The 19567-nt window shown below is 66.9% G+C and carries 23 protein-coding genes and 2 tRNA genes; 5 read left to right on the top strand and 20 right to left on the bottom strand.

The window, feature by feature from the left end:
• The first annotated feature begins 23 nt into the window (after positions 1-23).
• Positions 24-1865, top strand: a complete 1842-nt coding sequence (locus ASE66_RS24335) for a class I poly(R)-hydroxyalkanoic acid synthase (RefSeq protein WP_082613705.1) — start codon at positions 24-26, stop codon at positions 1863-1865.
• 143 nt (positions 1866-2008) lie between these two features.
• Here the strand turns inward: ASE66_RS24335 and ASE66_RS24330 are convergent, their stop codons facing one another.
• Positions 2009-3337: an OmpP1/FadL family transporter gene (locus ASE66_RS24330; protein ID WP_057192334.1), complete on the bottom strand. Its 1329-nt coding sequence runs from the start codon at positions 3335-3337 to the stop codon at positions 2009-2011.
• Positions 3338-3914: 577 nt separating this feature from the next.
• Here ASE66_RS24330 and ASE66_RS24325 point away from each other — a divergent pair.
• Positions 3915-4763, top strand: coding sequence for a fumarylacetoacetate hydrolase family protein (locus ASE66_RS24325; protein WP_057192333.1), 849 nt, complete (start codon positions 3915-3917; stop codon positions 4761-4763).
• 482 nt (positions 4764-5245) lie between these two features.
• Here ASE66_RS24325 and argC read toward each other — a convergent pair whose 3' ends face one another.
• From argC to ASE66_RS24305, 3 genes are all read right to left on the bottom strand, one after another.
• A complete protein-coding gene (gene argC / locus ASE66_RS24315) occupies positions 5246-6178 on the bottom strand; it encodes an N-acetyl-gamma-glutamyl-phosphate reductase (RefSeq protein ID WP_057192331.1) in 933 nt (310 codons plus the stop codon).
• 433 nt (positions 6179-6611) lie between these two features.
• Positions 6612-7568 carry an agmatinase gene (gene speB, locus ASE66_RS24310; RefSeq protein WP_057193336.1) on the bottom strand — a complete coding sequence of 319 codons (957 nt, stop codon included), beginning with the start codon at positions 7566-7568 and terminating at the stop codon, positions 6612-6614.
• 19 nt (positions 7569-7587) lie between these two features.
• The gene (locus ASE66_RS24305; protein WP_057192330.1) at positions 7588-7866 is read right to left on the bottom strand and encodes a hypothetical protein; all 279 of its coding nucleotides are present in this window, start codon (positions 7864-7866) and stop codon (positions 7588-7590) included.
• 266 nt (positions 7867-8132) lie between these two features.
• Between ASE66_RS24305 and ASE66_RS24300 the strand changes: the two genes are divergently transcribed.
• Complete coding sequence (locus ASE66_RS24300) at positions 8133-8444, top strand: hypothetical protein (RefSeq protein WP_057192329.1); 312 nt, start codon at positions 8133-8135, stop codon at positions 8442-8444.
• A 10-nt stretch (positions 8445-8454) separates the two neighbouring features.
• Here ASE66_RS24300 and ASE66_RS24295 read toward each other — a convergent pair whose 3' ends face one another.
• The 11 genes from ASE66_RS24295 to ASE66_RS32245 form a co-directional block, all read right to left on the bottom strand.
• Positions 8455-9210 (bottom strand): SDR family oxidoreductase, encoded by a 756-nt coding sequence (locus tag ASE66_RS24295; protein WP_057192328.1) that lies wholly within the window; start codon positions 9208-9210, stop codon positions 8455-8457.
• 49 nt (positions 9211-9259) lie between these two features.
• Positions 9260-10243 carry a TRAP transporter substrate-binding protein gene (locus ASE66_RS24290; RefSeq protein WP_057192327.1) on the bottom strand — a complete coding sequence of 328 codons (984 nt, stop codon included), beginning with the start codon at positions 10241-10243 and terminating at the stop codon, positions 9260-9262.
• Complete coding sequence (locus ASE66_RS24285; protein ID WP_057192326.1) at positions 10234-12096, bottom strand: TRAP transporter large permease subunit; 1863 nt, start codon at positions 12094-12096, stop codon at positions 10234-10236. The genes ASE66_RS24290 and ASE66_RS24285 overlap by 10 nt, the downstream gene beginning before the upstream one ends.
• 18 nt (positions 12097-12114) lie before the next feature.
• Positions 12115-12429 carry an NIPSNAP family protein gene (locus ASE66_RS24280; protein ID WP_057192325.1) on the bottom strand — a complete coding sequence of 105 codons (315 nt, stop codon included), beginning with the start codon at positions 12427-12429 and terminating at the stop codon, positions 12115-12117.
• 243 nt (positions 12430-12672) lie between these two features.
• Positions 12673-13176: a GNAT family N-acetyltransferase gene (locus ASE66_RS24275; RefSeq protein ID WP_057192324.1), complete on the bottom strand. Its 504-nt coding sequence runs from the start codon at positions 13174-13176 to the stop codon at positions 12673-12675.
• A 91-nt stretch (positions 13177-13267) separates the two neighbouring features.
• Positions 13268-13525, bottom strand: a complete 258-nt coding sequence (locus ASE66_RS24270) for a hypothetical protein (protein WP_057192323.1) — start codon at positions 13523-13525, stop codon at positions 13268-13270.
• 59 nt (positions 13526-13584) lie between these two features.
• Complete coding sequence (locus ASE66_RS24265; protein ID WP_057192322.1) at positions 13585-13791, bottom strand: hypothetical protein; 207 nt, start codon at positions 13789-13791, stop codon at positions 13585-13587.
• A gap of 189 nt (positions 13792-13980) precedes the next feature.
• Positions 13981-14205: a hypothetical protein gene (locus tag ASE66_RS24260; protein ID WP_057192321.1), complete on the bottom strand. Its 225-nt coding sequence runs from the start codon at positions 14203-14205 to the stop codon at positions 13981-13983.
• Between the two features lie 9 nt (positions 14206-14214).
• Positions 14215-14463, bottom strand: coding sequence for a hypothetical protein (locus ASE66_RS24255; protein WP_057192320.1), 249 nt, complete (start codon positions 14461-14463; stop codon positions 14215-14217).
• 334 nt (positions 14464-14797) lie between these two features.
• A tRNA-Gly gene (locus ASE66_RS24250) sits at positions 14798-14871 on the bottom strand.
• A gap of 105 nt (positions 14872-14976) precedes the next feature.
• Complete coding sequence (locus ASE66_RS32245) at positions 14977-15114, bottom strand: hypothetical protein (RefSeq protein ID WP_156412312.1); 138 nt, start codon at positions 15112-15114, stop codon at positions 14977-14979.
• A gap of 157 nt (positions 15115-15271) precedes the next feature.
• Here ASE66_RS32245 and ASE66_RS33745 point away from each other — a divergent pair, with 157 nt between their 5' ends.
• On the top strand, positions 15272-15394 hold the full coding sequence (locus tag ASE66_RS33745; RefSeq protein WP_274532969.1) for a hypothetical protein: 123 nt from the start codon (positions 15272-15274) through the stop codon (positions 15392-15394).
• Between the two features lie 20 nt (positions 15395-15414).
• Here the strand turns inward: ASE66_RS33745 and ASE66_RS24245 are convergent, their stop codons facing one another.
• From ASE66_RS24245 to ASE66_RS24230, 4 genes are all read right to left on the bottom strand, one after another.
• Complete coding sequence (locus ASE66_RS24245; protein ID WP_057192319.1) at positions 15415-16650, bottom strand: MFS transporter; 1236 nt, start codon at positions 16648-16650, stop codon at positions 15415-15417.
• 160 nt (positions 16651-16810) lie between these two features.
• Positions 16811-16895 (bottom strand) — tRNA-Tyr (locus tag ASE66_RS24240).
• Positions 16896-17047: 152 nt separating this feature from the next.
• Complete coding sequence (locus ASE66_RS24235; protein WP_057192318.1) at positions 17048-17626, bottom strand: hypothetical protein; 579 nt, start codon at positions 17624-17626, stop codon at positions 17048-17050.
• 47 nt (positions 17627-17673) lie between these two features.
• On the bottom strand, positions 17674-18237 hold the full coding sequence (locus ASE66_RS24230; RefSeq protein WP_057192317.1) for an AAA family ATPase: 564 nt from the start codon (positions 18235-18237) through the stop codon (positions 17674-17676).
• A 107-nt stretch (positions 18238-18344) separates the two neighbouring features.
• Here ASE66_RS24230 and rlmB point away from each other — a divergent pair, with 107 nt between their 5' ends.
• Entirely contained in the window at positions 18345-19136 is a 792-nt protein-coding gene (gene rlmB, locus ASE66_RS24225) for a 23S rRNA (guanosine(2251)-2'-O)-methyltransferase RlmB (RefSeq protein ID WP_082613703.1), read from the top strand.
• Positions 19137-19139: 3 nt separating this feature from the next.
• On the opposite strand, the gene ASE66_RS24220 is transcribed toward rlmB, so the two are convergent.
• On the bottom strand, positions 19140-19562 hold the full coding sequence (locus ASE66_RS24220) for a hypothetical protein (protein WP_156412310.1): 423 nt from the start codon (positions 19560-19562) through the stop codon (positions 19140-19142).
• Positions 19563-19567 lie beyond the last annotated feature (5 nt).

Here is a 19567-nt window from a genome sequence, read left to right as displayed (position 1 = left end):
AGGCTACCGAGGGAAGCGCCATCATGTGTCCGCCTGCTGACGAGAAGGGCAAAGCCCACCGGAAACCGGCAGAAGCGCCGCAGGCAGAGCTGCCGGCGGTGCCCGATTTCGAGGCGATGGCGCAGAACATGGGCAAGCTGGTCGAGCAGGCCGGCAAGGTGACGGCCGCCTATATGAAGCCGATCGAGCGGGGCGAAGCCAAGACCGGCCAGGCCGACGAAGCCAGCGAGATGGTCAAGGTGCTCGGCCGCGTCGCCGAGCGCTGGGTCAGCGATCCCAAGAAGATCATCGAGGCCCAGGGCGCGCTCACCAGCGACTTCCTCAGCCTGTGGAGTTCGACGCTGAAGCGACTCGGCGGCGAGCAGGTCGAGCCGGTGATCGCACCGGAGAAGCGCGACGCCCGCTTCGCCGACCCCGAATGGAACACCCATCCGGTCTTCGACTTCGTCAAGCAGGCCTATCTCCTGACCACGCGCTGGGCCGAAGGCATGGTCGAGCAAGCGGATGAGCTCGACCCGCATACGCGCGAGAAGGCGCGCTTTTACGTCAAGCAAATCGCCGGGGCCCTCTCCCCGTCCAATTTCGTCGCGACCAATCCAGAGCTGCTGCGCGAGACCATGGCGCAGAATGGCGAAAACCTGGTGCGCGGCATGAAGATGCTCGCCGAGGACGTCGAGGCCGGCGGTGGCGAGCTCAAGATCCGCCAGTCCGATGCCGGCGCCTTCCAGGTCGGCGTCAACATCGCGACCACGCCGGGCAAGGTCATCTACCGCAACGACATCATCGAGTTGATCCAGTACGCACCGGCGACCGAGACGGTGCTGAAGCGCCCTCTCCTGATCGTGCCGCCCTGGATCAACAAGTTCTACATCCTCGACCTCAATGCCGAGAAGAGCTTCATCCGCTGGTGCGTCTCGCAAGGGCTGACGGTCTTCTGCATCTCCTGGGTCAACCCGGACCATCGCCACGCACTCAAGGATTTCGAGAGCTATATGCGCGAGGGCATCTTCGCCGCGCTGGAAGCGATCGAAGAGATCACCGGCGAGAAGCAGGTCTCCACGATCGGCTATTGCGTCGGCGGCACGCTGCTCGGCGTCACCCTCGCCTACATGGCCGCGATGAAGGACAAGCGCATCGCCAGCGCGACCTTCTTCACCACGCAGGTCGACTTCTCCCATGCCGGCGAGCTCGCAGTCTTCGTCGACGAGGAGCAGATCCGCGCCGTCGAGGAGCAGATGGCCGAGCGCGGCTATCTCGACGGAGCGCGCATGTCGGGTGCGTTCAACATGCTGCGGCCGAACGATCTGATCTGGTCCTACGCGGTCAACAACTACCTCAAAGGCAAGGCGCCGACCGCCTTCGACCTGCTCTACTGGAATTCGGATTCGACCCGGATGCCGGCGGCGAACCACTCCTTCTACCTGCGCAACTGCTATCTCGAGAACAAGCTGAGCAAGGGCGAGATGCGCCTCGGCGGCAAGCTGCTCGACCTGAAGAAGGTGACGATCCCGATCTACAATCTGGCGACTCGCGAGGACCACATCGCCCCGGCCCAATCGGTCTTCCTCGGTTCGCAGACCTTCGGCGGCCCGGTCGACTATGTCATGGCCGGCTCCGGTCATATCGCCGGCGTGGTCAACCCGCCGACCAAGGTGAAGTACCAGTACTGGACCGGCCCGAAACCCGCGGGCGCCTTCGAGGACTGGCTCGAGAAGACCGAGGAGCATCCGGGCTCCTGGTGGCCGCACTGGCTCGCCTGGGTCGAGAAGCAGGCGCCCAAGCGCGTCAAGCCGCGCATCCCCGGCGAGGGCCCCCTGCCCGCGCTGGAGGACGCGCCCGGCAGTTATGTGAAGATCAAGGCGTAAGCGGCAGCCGTCACTGCTGGCTCGAACGTCCGGCCGCTATTTGGCGGACGCGATTCTACGCCCTTCGCCTGTGACCCGAGCCATTCACCACAACAAAAAAGCCGGCCCGAAGGCCGGCTTTTTCAATGTCGCAGCGGCTCTGCTCAGTTCTTGCGGACGACCGGGCGGACCGGGATCGTCTCGACGGGATTGTCCCAGCGATAGGTCAGAGCGGCCGAGACGATATGGATATAGGGCTTGGCCTCGGCGGTGTAGATTACCGCGGACTGCTGCGGATGCGTACCGGTGTAGCTGACCGAAGCTTCCTTCACATGGATATAGGTGTAGCCGACGTCGAGCTTGAGCTTGTCGGTGACCTGGTAGCTGCCACCGGCCGAGAGCCAGAGCCGGTCATTGTCCGAGATGAACAGCGTCCGGTTGCGATCGTTGACCGCGGAGAGTTCATAACCAATACCGGCGCGCAGGGTGAGATCGCGGCTGTACTTGTACTCGGCACCGGCGGAGAAGTACCAGGCGTCGTCATACTGGAAGTTCAGGCTGGTCGCAGGCCGGCCCGTCCACGTGCTGACGATCGGGATGTTGCGGAACCGGCTCCAATTGGTCCACTCGACGCCGGCATGGACCTGCCACTGGTCGTTGATCTCCTGGGACAGGCCGAAGACCACGGAATCGGGCAGGTTGAGGCTGGCCTTGACCGGCTGGCCGCCCAAAGGCGTACGCAAGCTACCCGTCAGTGTCTGACGGACCGCAGAACGATAGGCGAGGCCGACCGTCGTTCCCTTGAACGGGGTCAGGTTGACACCGAACCGATAGCCGAAGTCGATCGTGTCGCCTTCGATGATGACGGGCGCCGAGGTCGGCGCCGGAGTCGCGGCGGTCTTGAGAGACGCATTGAAGTACTGGACCTGTAAGGCCGCGCCGACCGAAATCCAGTCGTTGACCTGATAGCCGATGGTCGGCGAGACGTTGATCGTCTGGACCTTGGCCGAGCGGCTGTAGACCTGCCCCGCATTGATCTGGTTGTCGGGCTTCGAACGCAGGCCGTAGGGAGCGCCCGTGGTCAGGCCGATCCAGAACCGGTCCGTCAGCTGCCAGGCGGAATAGGAGGCCGGAATGAAGGCGCCGTCGCCACCGATGTTCCCGGTGCCGTTCTGAATCGGATTCGGCGTGCCCAGCGGTGCGAACGGCGGAGCAAGCCGCGTCGTCGAGGTCGGATCATAGCTGGCATTGGCGTAGACGTAGGTGAAGTTCCACTGGCTGTTGCGACCGGGGAACATGGTGATCGTCGCCGGGTTCCAGGCCATCGAGCCCATGCCGATGCCGCCCGAGGCCGCGCCGGCATAGGCCATGCCGAGGCCTTCGGCGCTCTGGCCCGAACGGATCGCAAAGGAGCTCGCCGAAGCCGCGCCGGCCGCCAGTAGCGCCGAAAGCGAGACGGTGGCGGCGGCGGTGAGTTTCAGGAGGCTCTTCATCGCGGCGTCTTCCCCAGGCTGAGGTTCTTGTTGTGGCAGTTGCGGCGAAGCACGCCGCGGAATCTGTCATCAACATGCCGCCTGCCGGATTACGCCGCAATCCCGCCTTGACCACCTTCAAATCGCCATGCTCGGCCGGGTTTCCGCATCGGCAGGGCCAAAAACGTGCAAAAATCACGTATTTCGCGTGTCCCGCATCAAAGCCGGCGACGGAAAAGATAGTTTAGATACGAACTATCGTGATTTTGGCATTGTGCGCCGCAACATAACCTTGCCCGCGGGCCCGAAACGATGCCGCTCTTTAGCGAGGAGCGTTGCATAAGCGCCACAACCTCCAGAGCCATCCCGAGCGGCTCGATGCGGCGGCCGATCGGCAAAAACGGTCTCTGAACTCAACTGAGAGGCGGATTCACCGGTCAGGGCTGCGGCAACCTGCTCGAATCCGGCTCTCGCATGCCCGCAGGCATGGCATGCGTCGGAGCGGGCTTGCATCGGACAGACAGTCCGCCCAGAATCATCCCGACCTTCGGTCTTGCCTTTCAACCCTATTGAAACGATTGAAAAAGGGGGAAACGACGTGAAATTGGTTCGTTACGGCGCATTCGGCCAGGAGAAGCCCGGTCTGATCGACGCCGCCGGCAAGCTGCGCGACCTCTCGGCGCATGTCTCCGATCTCGCCGGAGCGACGCTGAAGTCGGCCTCTCTCGCCAAGCTAAAGGCGTTGTCCCCCGAATCACTGCCGCTGGTCGAGGGCTCGCCGCGTGTCGGCGCCTGCGTCGGCGATGTCCGCAACTTCATCGCCGTCGGCCTCAACTTCGCCGACCACGCGGCCGAAACCGGGGCGGCGATCCCGGCCGAACCGATCCTGTTCAACAAGGCGCCGAACTGCATCGTCGGCCCCAATGACGACGTGATCATTCCGAAGAACTCGAAGAAGACCGACTGGGAAGTCGAGCTCGCCATCGTGATCGGCGACGGCGGCTCCTATATCGCGGAGAAGGACGCGATGGCCGCGATCGCCGGCTTCTGCGTCTGCAACGACGTCTCGGAGCGCGAGTTCCAGACCGAGCGCGGCGGCCAATGGGCCAAGGGCAAGGGTTGCCCGACCTTCGGCCCGCTCGGCCCCTGGCTGGTGACGCCGGACGAGATCGCCGACGTGCAGAACCTGGCGATGTGGCTCGAGGTCGACGGCGAGCGCGTCCAGAACGGCTCGACCAAGACGATGATCTTCGGCGCCGCCTATCTCGTCCACTATATCAGCCAGTTCATGCAGCTCGATCCGGGCGATGTCATCACCACAGGCACCCCGCCCGGTGTCGGCCTCGGCTTCAAGCCGCCGCGCTTCCTCAAGGGCGGCGAGACGGTGGCCCTCGGCATCGAGGGCCTGGGCACGCAGAAGCAGCTCTTCAAGCCTTACTCGCGTTGAGACGACACCTGCCAGCCTGCAAGGCAGGCTGGCAGGTCAAGTTTTCGATCTGGCGTCGGTAAACCAAAGAAAAAACGCTGCCGGGGCTGTTCGACCTCGCCCCGGCAGCGCTGGCAGCCATACCCTGGCACGGCCGCCTCAGTCCCTGCTGCGCTCGCTCAAGCGCGGAAACCTGATCACTTGCGCCGATGACGGCACCGGCACACTGGCCGTTGCGATAGCAGAGACGCCATCGCCCCGAACGGCCGTATCGAGCCCAGCCAGCCGCTCGACATTCATCTCGGCGCGCTCGCGCTCGAGCCTTCGCCGGCTGCGCGCCAGACGCGCGCCCAACGTATCAAATCCCGGCATCGAATCGCCCCCGCTTTCCAGCCGCCAGATTCAGCTATGATCTCAAGCGCAAGTGGCCGCATCCCCCATTTGGGGGGTGCAGCCACTGTTTCGTCGGGGTCGGTGGAAACGGTTCGAAATGTGAACCGCTGTCAACTTTCCGGCAGGCCGAGCATCAGCCGGATGTTCTGCACGGCGGCGCCGGATGCGCCCTTGCCGAGATTGTCGAGCCGGGCGACGAGCACGGCCTGGCCGAGATCGGCATTGCCGAAGACGCGCAACTCGAGCTTGTTGGTGTCGTTGAGCGCCTGCGGCTCGAGCTTGCCGTTCGCATCCACCGGCAGGACGCTGACATAGGTCGAACCGGCATAGCGGTCCGCCAGCGCCGCTTCGAGATCGGCGGGCTTGGGCTTGCCGGGCAGCAGATCGAGATGCAGCGGGATCGAGACCAGCATGCCCTGCCGGAAATTGCCGACCGAGGGCACGAAGATCGGCCGCCGCTCCAGCCGCGAGTAGACCTGGAGCTCGGGCAGGTGCTTGTGCTTGAGGCCAAGACCGTAGAGCTCGAAATCGGGCGCTGTGCCGGCTTCATAGGCCTCGATCATGCTCTTGCCGCCGCCGGAATAGCCGGAGACCGCGTTGACGGTGATCGGATGGCCGGCCGGCAGCAGCCCGGCATCGACGAGCGGACGCAGCAGGGCGATGCCGCCGGTCGGGTAGCAGCCGGGATTGGAGACGCGGTTGGCGTTGGCGACCCTCGTGGCGAAGCCAGGCTCGAGCTCGGCAAAGCCATAGGTCCAGTCCGGCGCGACGCGATGGGCGGTCGAAGCATCGACGATCTTGGGCGCGTCATTGCCGAGTTCGTCGGCGAGCGCGACCGATTCCTTGGCCGCATCGTCGGGCAGGCAGAGCACGACGAGATCGACGCCCGCCATCATCGCCTTGCGGGCGGCGGGGTCCTTGCGCTTGTCCGGATCGATGCTCTTGACCACGACCTCCGCCACATCGGCGAGGCGCTCGCGGATGCCGAGCCCGGTGGTGCCGGCTTCGCCGTCGATGAAGATGGATTTCAGGTTCTGGCTCATCGGACCCTCGCAAGGCGTCTGGTGGAAGCGGACGAAATTCGTTGGCTGGCTTTTCGAGTATGACTGTCGCAAAACCGGACATCATTTTTGCGACGGGCATAAAAAAACCGCGCTCGGGGCGCGGTCGCGGGCGTTCGGACTAGAAGCCGAGCGTCATCGCGGGCGCGCCAAGGCGGCCTGTTCACTGCGACGTCGGGTCGGGTTCATCGTCATGGAGCGTATATGTTCCGCACCGGGGCGGCTGTCAATGATGCGGGTACGCGCTCACGTCATTCTCGGGCGGAGCGGAGCGCAGACCCGAGAATCTCATTGACCAGAGGGCGCCCGCTGAAGCCTCATTCGGCCTGAGATGCTCGGGTCAAACCCGAGCAGGACGCGCTTCGAGATATCGCAGCATTCGGAATCGGATAGCGGCCGAAGCTGCCATCCCGATTCAACCCGCCTTCTTCAGCGCCAGCGCCTGCAGATAGTGCTGCGCCACCGCCGCACCGGCGATCGCAGTCGCATCAGCATGGTCATAGGGCGGCGAGACCTCGACGATGTCCATGCCGCGGAAATCGAGGTCGCGGATCGCCCAGACCAGGCGCAGCGCGTCTGCCGAGGAGAAGCCGCCGGAGACAGGCGTGCCGGTGCCCGGCGCAAAGGCCGGATCGAGCGCGTCGATGTCGAAGGTGAGGTAAGCCGGCCCCTCCCCGACCCTCTCCTTGATCTGGGCCGCGATGCCGTCGACGCCGAGCGCATGCGCCTGATAGGCGTCGATCACCTTGATCCCGCAATCGCGCGGCGCGACGGTGCGGATGCCGATCTGGATCGAACGCTGGGTATCGATCAACCCCTCGCGCACCGCCTCGAGCACGAAAGTGCCGTGGCTGATCGCGCCGACGCCGTCATCCCAGGTGTCCTGGTGCGCGTCGAACTGGACGATGGCGAGCTTGCCATGGCGGGCGACATGGGCGCGCAGCAGCGGCAAGGTGATGAAATGGTCGCCACCGAGGGTGACGAGCTGGGCGCCGCTGGCGATGATCGCGGCGGCCCCGCTCTCGATCGCCCGGGCGCAGCCCTGCAGATCGCTGCGCGGCAGCAGGCAGTCGCCATAATCGACCACGGCGAGCCTCTCGAATGGGTCGATGCGCGAGGGGTATTGCGCATCGCCGTCGAAGATCGCGCTGACGCGGCGCATCGCCTGCGGCCCGAAGCGGGTGCCGGGCCGGTTCGAGACGGCGAGGTCGAAGGGCACGCCCCAGACCACGGCATCGCAGCCGGCGACATCCTTGCTGTAGCGGCGGCGCATGAAGGAGAGCGCGCCGGCATAGGTCGGGTCGTGGGCCGGGCCCTTGCGGTCGCCGGTGAAGGCGTGGTCGATCGTCGGTGTTTCGGCAGGTTCGGTCATCTCGATCATCCGTAGGAAGTCAGCGCCGGCCGTTCAGCCAGACATAGAGGCACCAGGGCAGGATCAGTGCGAGGCCGGTCAGGACGAGTCGCAGCGTCGTCCAGGCGACCGGGTATTGCAGCGCCCTGCCGTCGAGCTCCGGCACGCCATGGATCAAGCCGAGCGCGCAGGCCGGCGCCAGGAAGACGATCAGCGCGTTGACGATCCGCCGGCCGCGCGGCAGGTCGCTGCGTGCCAGCGCGAGCAGGGCCGGCACCGCGACCATGCCGAAGGCGATCAGGACGAGCAGGACGCGCATGGCGGCTTCCGGTTGAACAGGCTGGCAGCCGATCTAGCACGGACGGGCCGCGGCTCCAGCCGTCTGTGGCTGTTCCTGCAGCCGATTCTGTCGTTTAGGCGGCGCTTGCGCCTCACCCCTTCGTGAGCCCCGCGGCACGGCTTCGTGATCAGGCAACACATCCAGGTCACAGCTTGGCCGATTTGCGGGCGGCAAAGTCGACTGCCCGCCAATCCGGCGCGGCCAAGTGGCCTTGATTAAGCGATATCGCGACTTTGGAGGCTGTTATGAACAAGACACTGATCGCAGCAGCGTTCGCCCTGGCCGGTTCCTTCGGGAGCCTCGCTCTTCAATCGCCAGCTTTAGCCGCCGTTGGTGGCTCCGGCACTCATGGCTTGATCACCACGGTCGCGAACAACCGCACCACGCCGAACCAGCACATGACCCAGCCCCAACCGGACCCGCAGACGCAGGCCTATCCGGTCTACCACGACTCGCCGACGGCGAGCTGGTTCTCCCAGCCGGTCAACCGCATGCCCTGCCATTTCACGCAGGCCTTTGTCGAAGGGCGCATGAGGCAAGTCGAGCTCTGCAACTGACCTACGCCTCTCAGCGGCCGCCGCCGACCCGGATGATCGAGCCGACCATGTAGGAGGCGGCCTCGGAGAGCGCGAACAGCACCGCTTCGGCGATCTCCTCCGGCTCGGCTACGCGCTTCAGCGGGATCGTCGGAGCGATGCGGTCGACGCGGCCGGCATCGCCGGTCGAGAGCGCGTGGATATCGGTCTGCGTCATGCCGGGCGCCACCGCGTTGACACGGATGCCGGCGGGAGCGAGTTCGATCGCGAGGCCGATGGTCATGGAATCGACCGCCGCCTTCGAGGCGGCATACCAGACATACTCATTGGGCGAGCCGAGCCCGGCCGCGATCGAGGAGATGTTGACGATGGCGCGGTTCTTCGCGCCTTCGTTGGCGAGCAGGGCCTGAGCCGCCTCGCGCGCCACCAGGATCGCGCCGGTGACATTGAGGTCGATGCAGGCGCGAATGACCTGCAAGTCGGATTTGGCGAGCGGGCTGCTCTTGCCGGTGATGGCGGCGTTGTTGACGACCGCGGTCAGCGGTCCGAGGGCTGCCTTGGCTTCGGCGAAGACACGCGCGATATCGGCGGGGTTCGCCATGTCGCCCTGGATCGCAACCGCCTTCGCTCCGGCCCGGCCACAGGCCGCAACGACATCGGCCGCCGCCTGCGCATTGCCCTGGTAGTTGACGGCGACGTCATAGCCGCGCTCGGCGGCGAACCGGCAGATCGCGGCGCCGATGCCGCGGCTGCCGCCGGTGACGAGAAGGACGGGACGGTCGGACATGCGGACGGCGCTCCTGTGAGATCAATGCTGGATTGGATCGCAAGCGGCCTCAGGCGCTGCTGGCGATCGCCTCGATCTTGTCGAGGCCGCCGAGCTTGGGCGCGAAGGAGGCCCAGACTTTGCGCGCGCCGGCCTCCCAGCCGGGCCGGTCCTCCGGCTGCACGACCTTGCCGCCCTCGGCCTTCGCCTTGGCCATCGAGGCGTCCTCGTCGGCGATGATGAGCTCGTCGAAATAGCCCGCCCCTTCCGCAGCCGCGGCCGAGAACGCCGCCTTGTCCTCAGGCGAAAGGCCCTTCCAGAAGCTGGCCGAGACCGCCACGACGCCAGCCGCCCAGATATGGCCGGTCTCGATCAGATAGGGCACGACCTCGTGCAGCTTGAAGCCGACATAGGCCGACTTGGTCAGGTCCATGCAGTCGACCACGCCGGTCTTCAGCGCATTGTAGGTCTCGGGGATCGGGATCGGCGTCGGGTAGGCTCCGAATCCCGACCAGAGCTCGGTGTGCAGCGGGCTCTGGATGACGCGGATGCGCTTGCCCTTGACGCTGGCAGGCATGGTCAGCGGCTCCTTGGCGAGGAGATGGCGGGCGCCGTAATTGATGAAGCCGAGCACGACGAAGCCTTGCGCCTCGTATTTGCGCTTGAGCTCCTCGCCGAGCGGCCCGGCCAGAATGCGCTTCAGATGGGCGCGGTCGCGGAACAGGAAGGGCAGATCGAGCAATTGCCCGTCCGGCACCCAGGCCGAGAGCGCCGAGATCGTGAACAGCGAGGCCTGGACCGAACCGAGACGCAGACCCTCGGCGACCTCCTTCTCGCCGCCGAGCGCGGCATTGGGCACGACGCGCAGGTCGAAGCGGCCGGGCGCGCTGGCGTTGAGCTTCTCGGTGACGCGGCGCCAGATCCGGGTTTCCGGCTTGTCCTCGCCGAGCAGCGAGGCGACCGTGACCGGCCGGCCGGCGGCGAAGGCGCGGCCAGACAGAACGGCCGGTGCGGCGATCGTGGCGGCGGCGAAGGCGCGGCGGGTCAAAGCCATCGGAACAACTCCTTGAAGGACAGAGGTAGCGACGGCCAGGCCGCCACCGCAAGGCAGAGAACGAAGAGTGCGACGAGGAGGCTCGCCAGCAAGGGCAGCACCGCCCGGAACACTGCAGCCGGCGACAGCCGCATGATGCCGCTCACGACATAGACGAGGATGCCGAGCGGCGGCGTCAGCCCGTGGATCATCAGGTTGACCACCAGGACGACGCCGAACTGGATCGGGTCGAGGCCGGCGGCGATGGCGGCCGGGAGCAATAAGGGCGCCAGCAAGAGGATCGCCGCGCCGATATCGAGGAAGAGGCCGGCGACCAGCAGGACGAGATTGGAGAGCAGCATCACCGCGAGCGGCCCGCCGCCCAGCGCCGTCACCAGCCCGGCCATCTGCTCGGAGACGCGGTCGACCGCGAGCAGGAAGGCGAAAGGCGCGGAGGCGCCGATCAGGAGGCCGACCGCCGCCGCCTCCCCCGCCGCTTTGCGCAAGGACGCCAGCACAGTGCCGGCGTTCAGGCTGCGCAGCAGCAGGCAAGCGACGAGCGCATAGGCGACGGCGAGCGCCGAGGCTTCCGTCACCGTGACCACGCCGAAGCGGATACCGACCACGACGACGATGCCGAGCCCGATCGCCGGGAGCGCGCCGACGAAGGCCCGCCCTCGCTCGGCGCCGCTGGCGCGCGGGGCGGAATCGACGACGCCGCGGACGCTGAGATGAATGCCGATGGCGAGCGCCAGCGTCAGCACCGCTCCGGCGACGAAGCCGCCGACCAGCAGCGAGCCGACCGAGAGATTGGTCGCTGCCGCCAGGATCAGGAAAGCGATCGAGGGCGGGATGATGTTGTCGAGCATCGAGACGCCCGCGACGATCGCCGCCGCATTGGCCGGCGGGTAGCCGCGGGCGACGAGAGCCGGCGCCATCACCTTGGCACCGAAGGCGGCATTGGCGACCGAAGAGCCGGAGGCGCCGGAGAACAGCACGCTCGCGACCAGCGCGGTTTGTGCCAGCCCGGCCCGCAGGTGCCCGACGAGCGCCGCAGCGAAGCGCACCAGCCGCTCGGCAAGACCGCCTGCCGTCAGCAATTCGCCGGCGAGCAGGAAGAACGGGATCGCCAGCAGCAGGAATTTCGAGACGCCCGCCACCGTGTTCTGGACGATGGCCGGCTCCGGCAGCAGGCCGCCGAAGGCGCCGGAGAGCGAGACGCCGGCGAGCAGGGCGAAAGGCAGTGGCGCGCCGAGCAGGAGCCCTGCTGCGGCGGCGAGCCCGGCGACCAGGCTCGGCGTCCCGACGAAGAGGCCGGTCGCCGTCTGCGCGAGTGCATAGAGCCCCGCCCCGAGCACGAGCGCGGCGAGCGCCGCCGGCCAGGATTGCGCGAGCGCCGCGCGCCAGAGCACGACGACGAGGGTCAGCCCGCCGCCGATGGCGAAGGTCGCGAAGCGCAGGCTCTCCGGCAGGCCGAGCACAGTCGAGGTGCCGCCGACCAATGCCGCGACGCTGGCGCCGCCGAGCGCCAGCACCAACGCGCCGTGGACGGCGATCGCCTCGGCCAGGATGGCGGCGAGGCGCCGCCCCGGCGGCGGCAACAGATTGACGACGACATCGAGCCGCATGGCGAGAGCGCTCGTCGCAGCGAGCGGCGCACCGACCGCAACGAGCGCGACATTGAGCCAGATCGCAAGCTCGTCCGACCAGACGAGACCGCCGCCGAACAGGTAGCGGCGCGTGACCGCGGCCATCACCACGACGAAGAGCGATGCGAGGATCGCCGCACCCAGCCATTCGAGGCCAGCCACGAGCAGAGCGAGTCCCCGCCCGCCCAGCGGCCGGACGGACGGTCGGGTCGGCGCAGCGGCCATGGCAGCGCCCGACACCAGCTAGCGCAGCGGCGAGAAATGCGTCGGCCTGAGGATCCGGCTGCGCATCTCGAGCACGTAAGGGGCCGCCTTGGCGCGGAAGACCTGCCAGCGCGGATCGGCCTCCATCGCGGCGCGCCGGCGCTCGCGATCGCCGGCATCCTCGAAGCGCCACATATGCACGACCTCGTTGACGACGCCTGTGTCGGTGGTGAACCAGCCGATCAGATGGCCGAGATGGGAGATCTGCAGCTCCATCCCCTCGGCGACGTAGAGGTCGAGATAGTCGCGCACATGCGCGGGCTTGATGGCGTAGGTACGCTCGTCGAGTATCATCGTCCTGCCGGCCCCTGATGGCGAAGCCGCCCAGCGGCCGAGCGATCAGTAGCCGTCTTCGCCGCAAAGCCCAACCGGCGCGGCACCGGCCGAGCCTGCGATCGGTGCATGGCGGCCCACTTTCGCGGCCAGCGGCCGGCCGTCGGCGAAGGGAGCACGCGCCAGAACCGCGTTTCGGAGAAAAATGAACTGCGATTCGGCCCGCCGAGAGCAACATCCTGCTTTTTCGGGCGCGCGGACCGCTCAACCGCCATGCAGATAGAGATCGGCCGCGGTATCGCCGCGATATGCCTGTTCGGCCAGCACGAATCCCGCCCGCCGCAAGAGATGCACCGAGGCCCAGTTGCCAGGATCGACCGTCGCCCTGACCGGCGAGATGCCGCGCTGCGCGGCGAAGGCGACGAGGCCGGCGAGCAGCTCCTTCCCCAGCCCCCTGCCCCAGCTTGCTCTCCGGAGACCGTAGATCACCTCCTGCGAGCCATCGCCCGGCCGCGCAAAGCCGGCCCAGCCGATCAGCTCGCCGCTGGCGCGCTCGATCACGGCGCCGGTGCCGTATCCGAAGCGTTCGAGATTGGCCGCCGAGCGCCCGACCCAGAGCGCCGCGACATCAGGCGCGAGCGCCTGCCCGTCATCGACGAAGCGATGGACCTCCGGATCGGCGAAAAGAGCGACCAGCAGCGATGCGTCGGCCTGCCAGAAGGGCCTGACGACGAGCCGGGCCGTCTCGAGCTGCGAAGCATGGATCATGGCTCTGACTGAACAGTCTCGAGCAGCCGGAAGCGGGCAGGAGCGGAAACCCGCAGCCGCGCCAGCCGGATGGCAAACCCGAGACCGAGAGCTATTCTTCGCTGGACCCGTAAGATCGCTCGGCGCGGGAGGGTCGCTGCCCGGCCTGGCGGTCGTAACGACGCTCACGATCACGATCCTGCGTCATGACGCAGTTGGCGTAGGCGTCGGTACCGCGCTGGAAGCCATAGGCGTCGCAGCGCGAACGGTCCTCGACGATCGGGTCCGGCGTGGTGGCGCAAGCGCCGAGAGCCAGGGTGAGTGCTGATGCGGCGATGATCCTCATGGCGCGAGGATGGAAGCGCCGCATGGCTGCTTTGGGGCGACAATCCGGCAGCGATGGGGAAACGGCTGCGCCGGTTCAGGCTGTCAGCGCCCGGCATCCCCGGTGACGCTTTCGAGAATCCTGACAGTCTCTTCCAGGCTTTCCTTCACGCCGAGCTGGAAGTCCTTGCCGAAGGCGATGATCGTGTCGGGTGGCTGGCCCTTGAAGGTGTAGACGACGCTGACCTGGTCGGGATTGACGTAGACGGGCTTGCCGTCGCTGGGCGAGGTGAACTTGCAGAGCCTGGGCACGGGTTCTCTCCGGGACGACCGAACGATTCACCGAACCCTATGGCATCGGACCGAAAAGTGGAATCCACTTTCGGAAGAATCCGATGCAATAACAATATGGTAGATCATCGTGATCGCGTCCGTTCGACGCGCGATGATCTAGCAAAAAACGGAGGCCCCGCCTCCACCATGGACGCGGGGCCTGCGGTATCAGCGCGCGATGCGGGCGCGCCCGCCGCAGAATTGCTGCTCGACCGCGCGCTCGTAGCCGAGCTCCCGGTCATAGACCATGACGGTGCGCGTCAGGCAGTCGCCGTCCTGCACCAGCCCGGTGTTGATGAGACGGCCGTTGGGATCGGCGACGACGGTCGGGCCGCAGGCCGCTGCTGCCGACGCAAGGCCGAGAGCGATGATGAACTTGGCGATACGGGTCATGTCAGCCCCTCACATATAGAGGCCGCGGCCACAGCGACGCACACGCCGGTTCTCGTAGTAGCCGGAGTAGCGGTTGAACACCCGCACCGTCTTGTAGAGGCAGTATTTGCCGTCGTTGCGGCCATCGTAATAGGTGCGGCCGGTGTCGAGATCGACGCCGAGGAACTCGTCCTTGCCCTTCTTGCCCTGGGCGAAGGCCGGAGCCGCCGCGAGGCTGAGAACAGCGAAGCCCGCTGCGGCGATTGCTATCTTGAGCATGGCATTTCTCCTGTCTTGCGGCGGAAATATGTCCAGCACCGCGTGGCGGGCTTGCGTCCGTCAGTCCGATTTTCGCGCGCTTCCGCGAGATTATCCGTAGTGACCGGCCAGATCAGCAGGCAGATCACCGCTATTCCCCCCAGAACCTAGCAGATCAGCTTGCGGCTTTGCTACCCGCAGCGCGCCGCAATCTGGCCACGATTATGACCGGGGCAAGAATCGATGACCGGCCTCGCCCGATGCCATGTGCAGACCGGGGAATGCTCTGGCTTGTGGAGATGCCGATGACGGGCCGACGCCCTGGCGCTTCGCGCCACGAAAGGCATGAGGCGATTGGAGCGGGTGGAGGGAATCGAACCCTCGTATTCAGCTTGGAAGGCTGCTGCTCTACCATTGAGCTACACCCGCGCCGGGCCGCCAAATTCCGCATCGGACCGGTCAGTGTCAACCCATCCCGGCGAAGAAGATCGCCTCATCCACCTGATGAGTGTACCGAGAAGCGTGCGCGCGAGTTCATATGTCTCTCAAGGCGCGCTGGCCGAGCCAGATCGCCGCGCCGATGAACAGGCCGAGCGCCGCCCCTCCGGTGAGCGTGCCGAAGGCCAGAGCGCCGGCAGCAGCCACTGCCGTACTGAAAAGCGCGATCCCCATGAACCCTCTCCCCGGCGGCAAATGTAGCGAGGCGGCGCCAGCCGGCTCCCCCCATTTGGGGGCGAAAGAACAAATTTCGAGTCATCGAGCCTCAAGCCCCCAAATGGGGGGCGATGGCCGACCTCAGCGCTGATACGGATTTGCTGGGGGAAACGACATGTCCGAACTCGGCGAGCTCTACTGTCCGTTCAGGACCGAGATCATCTCCGCCATTCCGCTGCGGCTGGCGTTGCTGATCCACAGCGCTGGTATTCTGGCCCTGCTTTTGCCCGAGCCCTGATCAGATCTGGCACTGCTAGTCTAGCGCTTGGTCATCTCGATATCCGGGATCGTCGGCCCGGTGGCGCCACGCTCGCCTTCGACCAATGGCGGCGACGGATTCCGCGAGAGCCGCAGCGCGATGTAGATGGCGACGCCGACCGAGAGCCCGACGAGATAGATCAGCATGCCCTGCGGGCCCCTGAGCTGCATCAGCAAGGTCGCAGCCAACGGCCCGATCGCCGAGCCCGTGCCCCAGAGGAACAGCAATTGCGCGGAGAGCCCGACGGCCTGATCGCGACCCATGCGGAAATAGGCGTGGGTGACGGCGACCGTGTAGAGCGGGACGCTGCAGCCGCCGATCAGGGCGAACAGGCCGAAGAGCCAGATCCGGCCATGAGCGGCATCGACCTCCAGGAGCATCATGAGCCCAGCCGCGGCCACCGCGACGATGCTCGTGGCGACGAGCATGATCAGACGGCTGGCGACGCGGTCCGCCAGCAGGCTCATCGGCCATTGCAGCAAGAGGGCGCCGATCTGGATGCCGGCCGTGAGCAGGATCGTCGCCCGCTGGTCGAGGCCTGAGAGGATGCCGTAGGCAGGGGCGACGCTGGTCAGCGGGCCGCCGACCATGCCGACATAGAGGCAGCCGACGACGGCGGCCGGCGCCTGCCGCCACAGCGTCCGCAGCCCGACCGAGACGATCTCGCTCGATTCGGGCCCCTTCGCCCGCGTCAGCGCAACCGGGATCAGCGCGATGGAGAAGGCCATGCTGGCGAAGAGGAAGACGTCCTGCGACTGGATCGCGACATAGCCGACCCCGATCTGCGAGCCGATCAGCGCGACGCGGTTGAGAATCTGGTAGATGCCGAAGATGCGGCCGCGCTGGGCCCGGCTGGCCTGGCCGCTGATCCAGCTCTCGATGCAGATGCCGTGGCCGGCCGCCGCCAGGCCCATGACCAGCCGCGCCAGTCCCCACCAGGCCTCCGGCAACAGCGGAAAGCTCAGCGTCGAGACGGCCTGGAGCGCGGCGAACACGGCAAAGCCGCGGATATGGCCGACCCGGCGGACGAGCGAGGGATTGACGAAGCAGCCGATCAGGAAGCCGAACGAATAGGCCGAGGCGACAAGGCCGATCAGCAGCGGCGGCTGGTTCGCGACCGCCATCTGCAACGGCACGACCGTGTTCACGATCGTGCCGGCAACTTGCAGGATCAAGGCGCCCGCAACGATGGCGCCGAGCGCGGCAACAGAACCGCCCTGGGTCTTTGCTGTCACTGCGCGATCATGCCCGAATAGCCATTGCAGCGAAGCTATCAGCTCGCTCGGATTCGGGGAAGACGGACTGCTCGCGGTCCGCACGGGTTCCCGCACCTTCGTCATCAGGTGCAGGCAACGCCTCAAAAATGTGAGGGATATCAATGCTCAAAAAGCAAGGTGGTGGGGGAAGCAGGACTCGAACCTGCGAAGGCATAGCCAGCGGATTTACAGTCCGCCCCCTTTGCCGCTCGGGACATTCCCCCGCCTTGCCGCAGGCCGCCCCGAAGGGCTGGCCGCAACCGCCTGTTTCACTTTTGTGAAGGGCGGCAGGCGCGGGCGGACTTATGATGAGAGGGCCGCCGCCTGTCAACGCCTAAAAGCCATCTAACGACAAGCGATCGTGGCGGCAGACCACTCAGCCCTGCGGCCAGCTGGCGCGATGGCGCCGACGCCAGGCCAGCGCAGCGGGAACGAAGGCCTGGAACGGGGTCTCCCGCGGCCGTTCGATCGCATCGGCGAGGTCGGGCAGCGGGTGAACCAGGCTGCGCACGCCATGGCGGTGCAACCAGACCGGCAGCTCTCCCTGCCTGGCGAACATGGCGACGACCTGCCTGACCAGCCCGCTGCGCAGCGCCCGCGGGCTGCCGACGGGCCGCGCCACCACGCAGAAGCGCGCGAACGGATTCGGATGGCGCTCCTCGCCCTCCAGGCAGAAGATCACGCCGCTCCGGTCCGGCCGCGCCTCGTCCGGCATCGCGTCGATGCGCCGCCACAGGCAGAACCAGCGCCGGCAGATCTCCGGCCGCGTCGCATGGATGCTGCAACCGCTGCCGGTATTGTGGCGGCACATGATGCCGGCCGGCTTGCCGACCTCGGGATCGACGATGCGCAGCACTTCGCAACAGGCGACGCAGTCGCCGCAATCGCGCCCGGGCACGAGATGGTTCAGCGTCCGGCCCGAGCGCATCGTGCCGGCCTCGGAGCTCTCCGCCATGACGCGCCTCCCGGGGCTGCGGCGAAGCCTCAGCCTAGCTCGGATCGTCACCGCCCGGAAGCGAGGCCTCGCACGCGCCCCAGCACAAAAGCGACGCGCGTTTCGACATCCGCACGCGGGAGCTCCACCAGTTCGTAGCCATGATCGCGATAGGCCGTGGTGACCGCCTCATAGGTGCGCTCGGCCTCGGCGAAATCCTGCTTGCGCTCGGCATCCTGCGCATAGATCTCGCGCCAGGGCGGCGCGGCGAAGACGATGCGGGCATAGCGGAAGGCGCGCGCCGCCCGGTCAAGATGCTCCGGCACCGTCAGCCCGCAGAGGCGCAGATAGCCGATGCTGTCGGGAACGCCGCGGTCGAAGAAGACCGGAGAGGCGCTCGCCTGCGCCTCGCCATGGGACCGCAGGTCGAAGCCGAGCATCAGCTCGGCGAACAGCACCCGGTCGCGCCAGGGCAAGGCCGGCCCGTCAATGGCGAGCTGGTCGCGGATGATCGCCCGTCCCGCCTCGGGGGCGACGGCATGGCCTGCAGCCGCCAAAGCGGCCAGCAAGGTCGTCTTGCCGGCACCGGGCCCGCCGGTCACCACGAACAGGCGCCGATCTGTCTTCGTCATCTGTATTGTCTCCGTGTGTTGAATGAGATGGAAATCCCGCTTCCCGGCCTTCGGGCTGGCCAAGCCGGCCGCGCCGTGGCAGGGCATGGCGTCACGTTTCCGGAGCCATGATGTCCGCCCCGTCCCGCCCACGTCCCCAGAGCCGCCACGGTCGCCCGCATCGCGACGGCCCGCCGCCGCACCGGCCCGGCGAGATCGACGAGGCGATCCTCTATGGCGCCCATCCGGTGATCGAGGCGCTGCGCAATCCGCAGCGGCGCTTCCGCAAGCTGCTCGCCACCGAAAACGCGCTGAAGCGGCTGACCGAGGAGGTCGGCGAACTGCCGATCGAGCCGGAGATGGTGCGGCCTTCGCAGATCGACCGGCTGCTGACGCCCGACGCCGTCCACCAGGGGCTCTACCTTATCTGCGATCCCCTGCCCTCGCCCGATCTCGACAGCCTGCCGGACGACGCGATCGTGCTGGCGCTCGACCAGATAACCGACCCGCACAATGTCGGGGCGATCCTGCGCTCAGCCGCGGCCTTCGCGGTCGCGGCCGTGATCGTCACCATCCGCCATTCGCCGGCGGCGACCGGCGTGCTGGCGAAATCGGCTTCCGGCGCGCTCGAGCACGTGCCGCTGGTCGCCGTGAAGAATCTGGGGGATGCGCTCGACAAGCTCGGCGATCGCGGCTTCCTGCGGCTTGGCTTCGATTCGGAAGGCGACGTCTCGCTCGACGAGGTGCCGCTGCGCCGTCCGCTCGTCCTGGTAATGGGCGCCGAAGGCAAGGGCCTGCGCCAGCGTTCGCGCGAGCTCTGCGACCATCTCGCCCGGCTCGACATGCCCGGCGCAATCAAGAGCCTCAACGTCTCGAACGCGACGGCGATCGCGCTCTACGCCGCGACCCGGCGCGGATAAAGCTCAGCGCCGCGCTACCGCGCCGTCGCTACTGAAGCGCATGACCCTGACCACCGGGCGTCCCTGACGCGTTTCGATCCGATACAGCACCGGATCGGCCGCCGGCGGCCTCGGGATGCCGATCGCGACGGGTATCGAGGGCTCCTTCACCGATGGCGGCTCGCTCGCCTCCGGCAGCACCACCACGACCCGCTGGTCGCCCGGCCAGCCATACAAGCCGGAATAGCCGCCGCCATAGAAAGCGGCGCGGCCGTGGCGGGCATGACCCGGCCGCGCGCTCGGTCGCATCGGAGCGAAACGCGGAGCTGAACCGGATACGCCGGCCGAGGGCGCCGCGCCGAAACCGGGGGCGGCCGTGGCCGAGGACGACGCCGCGCAAAGCCCGACGAACGCTGCGAGCAGAGGCACTCCGGAGCGAACTCTCATGCGAC

The sequence above is a fragment of the Allobosea sp. Root483D1 genome, from assembly GCF_001429505.1.
Lineage (GTDB): Bacteria > Pseudomonadota > Alphaproteobacteria > Rhizobiales > Beijerinckiaceae > Allobosea.
This window is presented reverse-complemented; position numbering and strand designations above follow the sequence as displayed.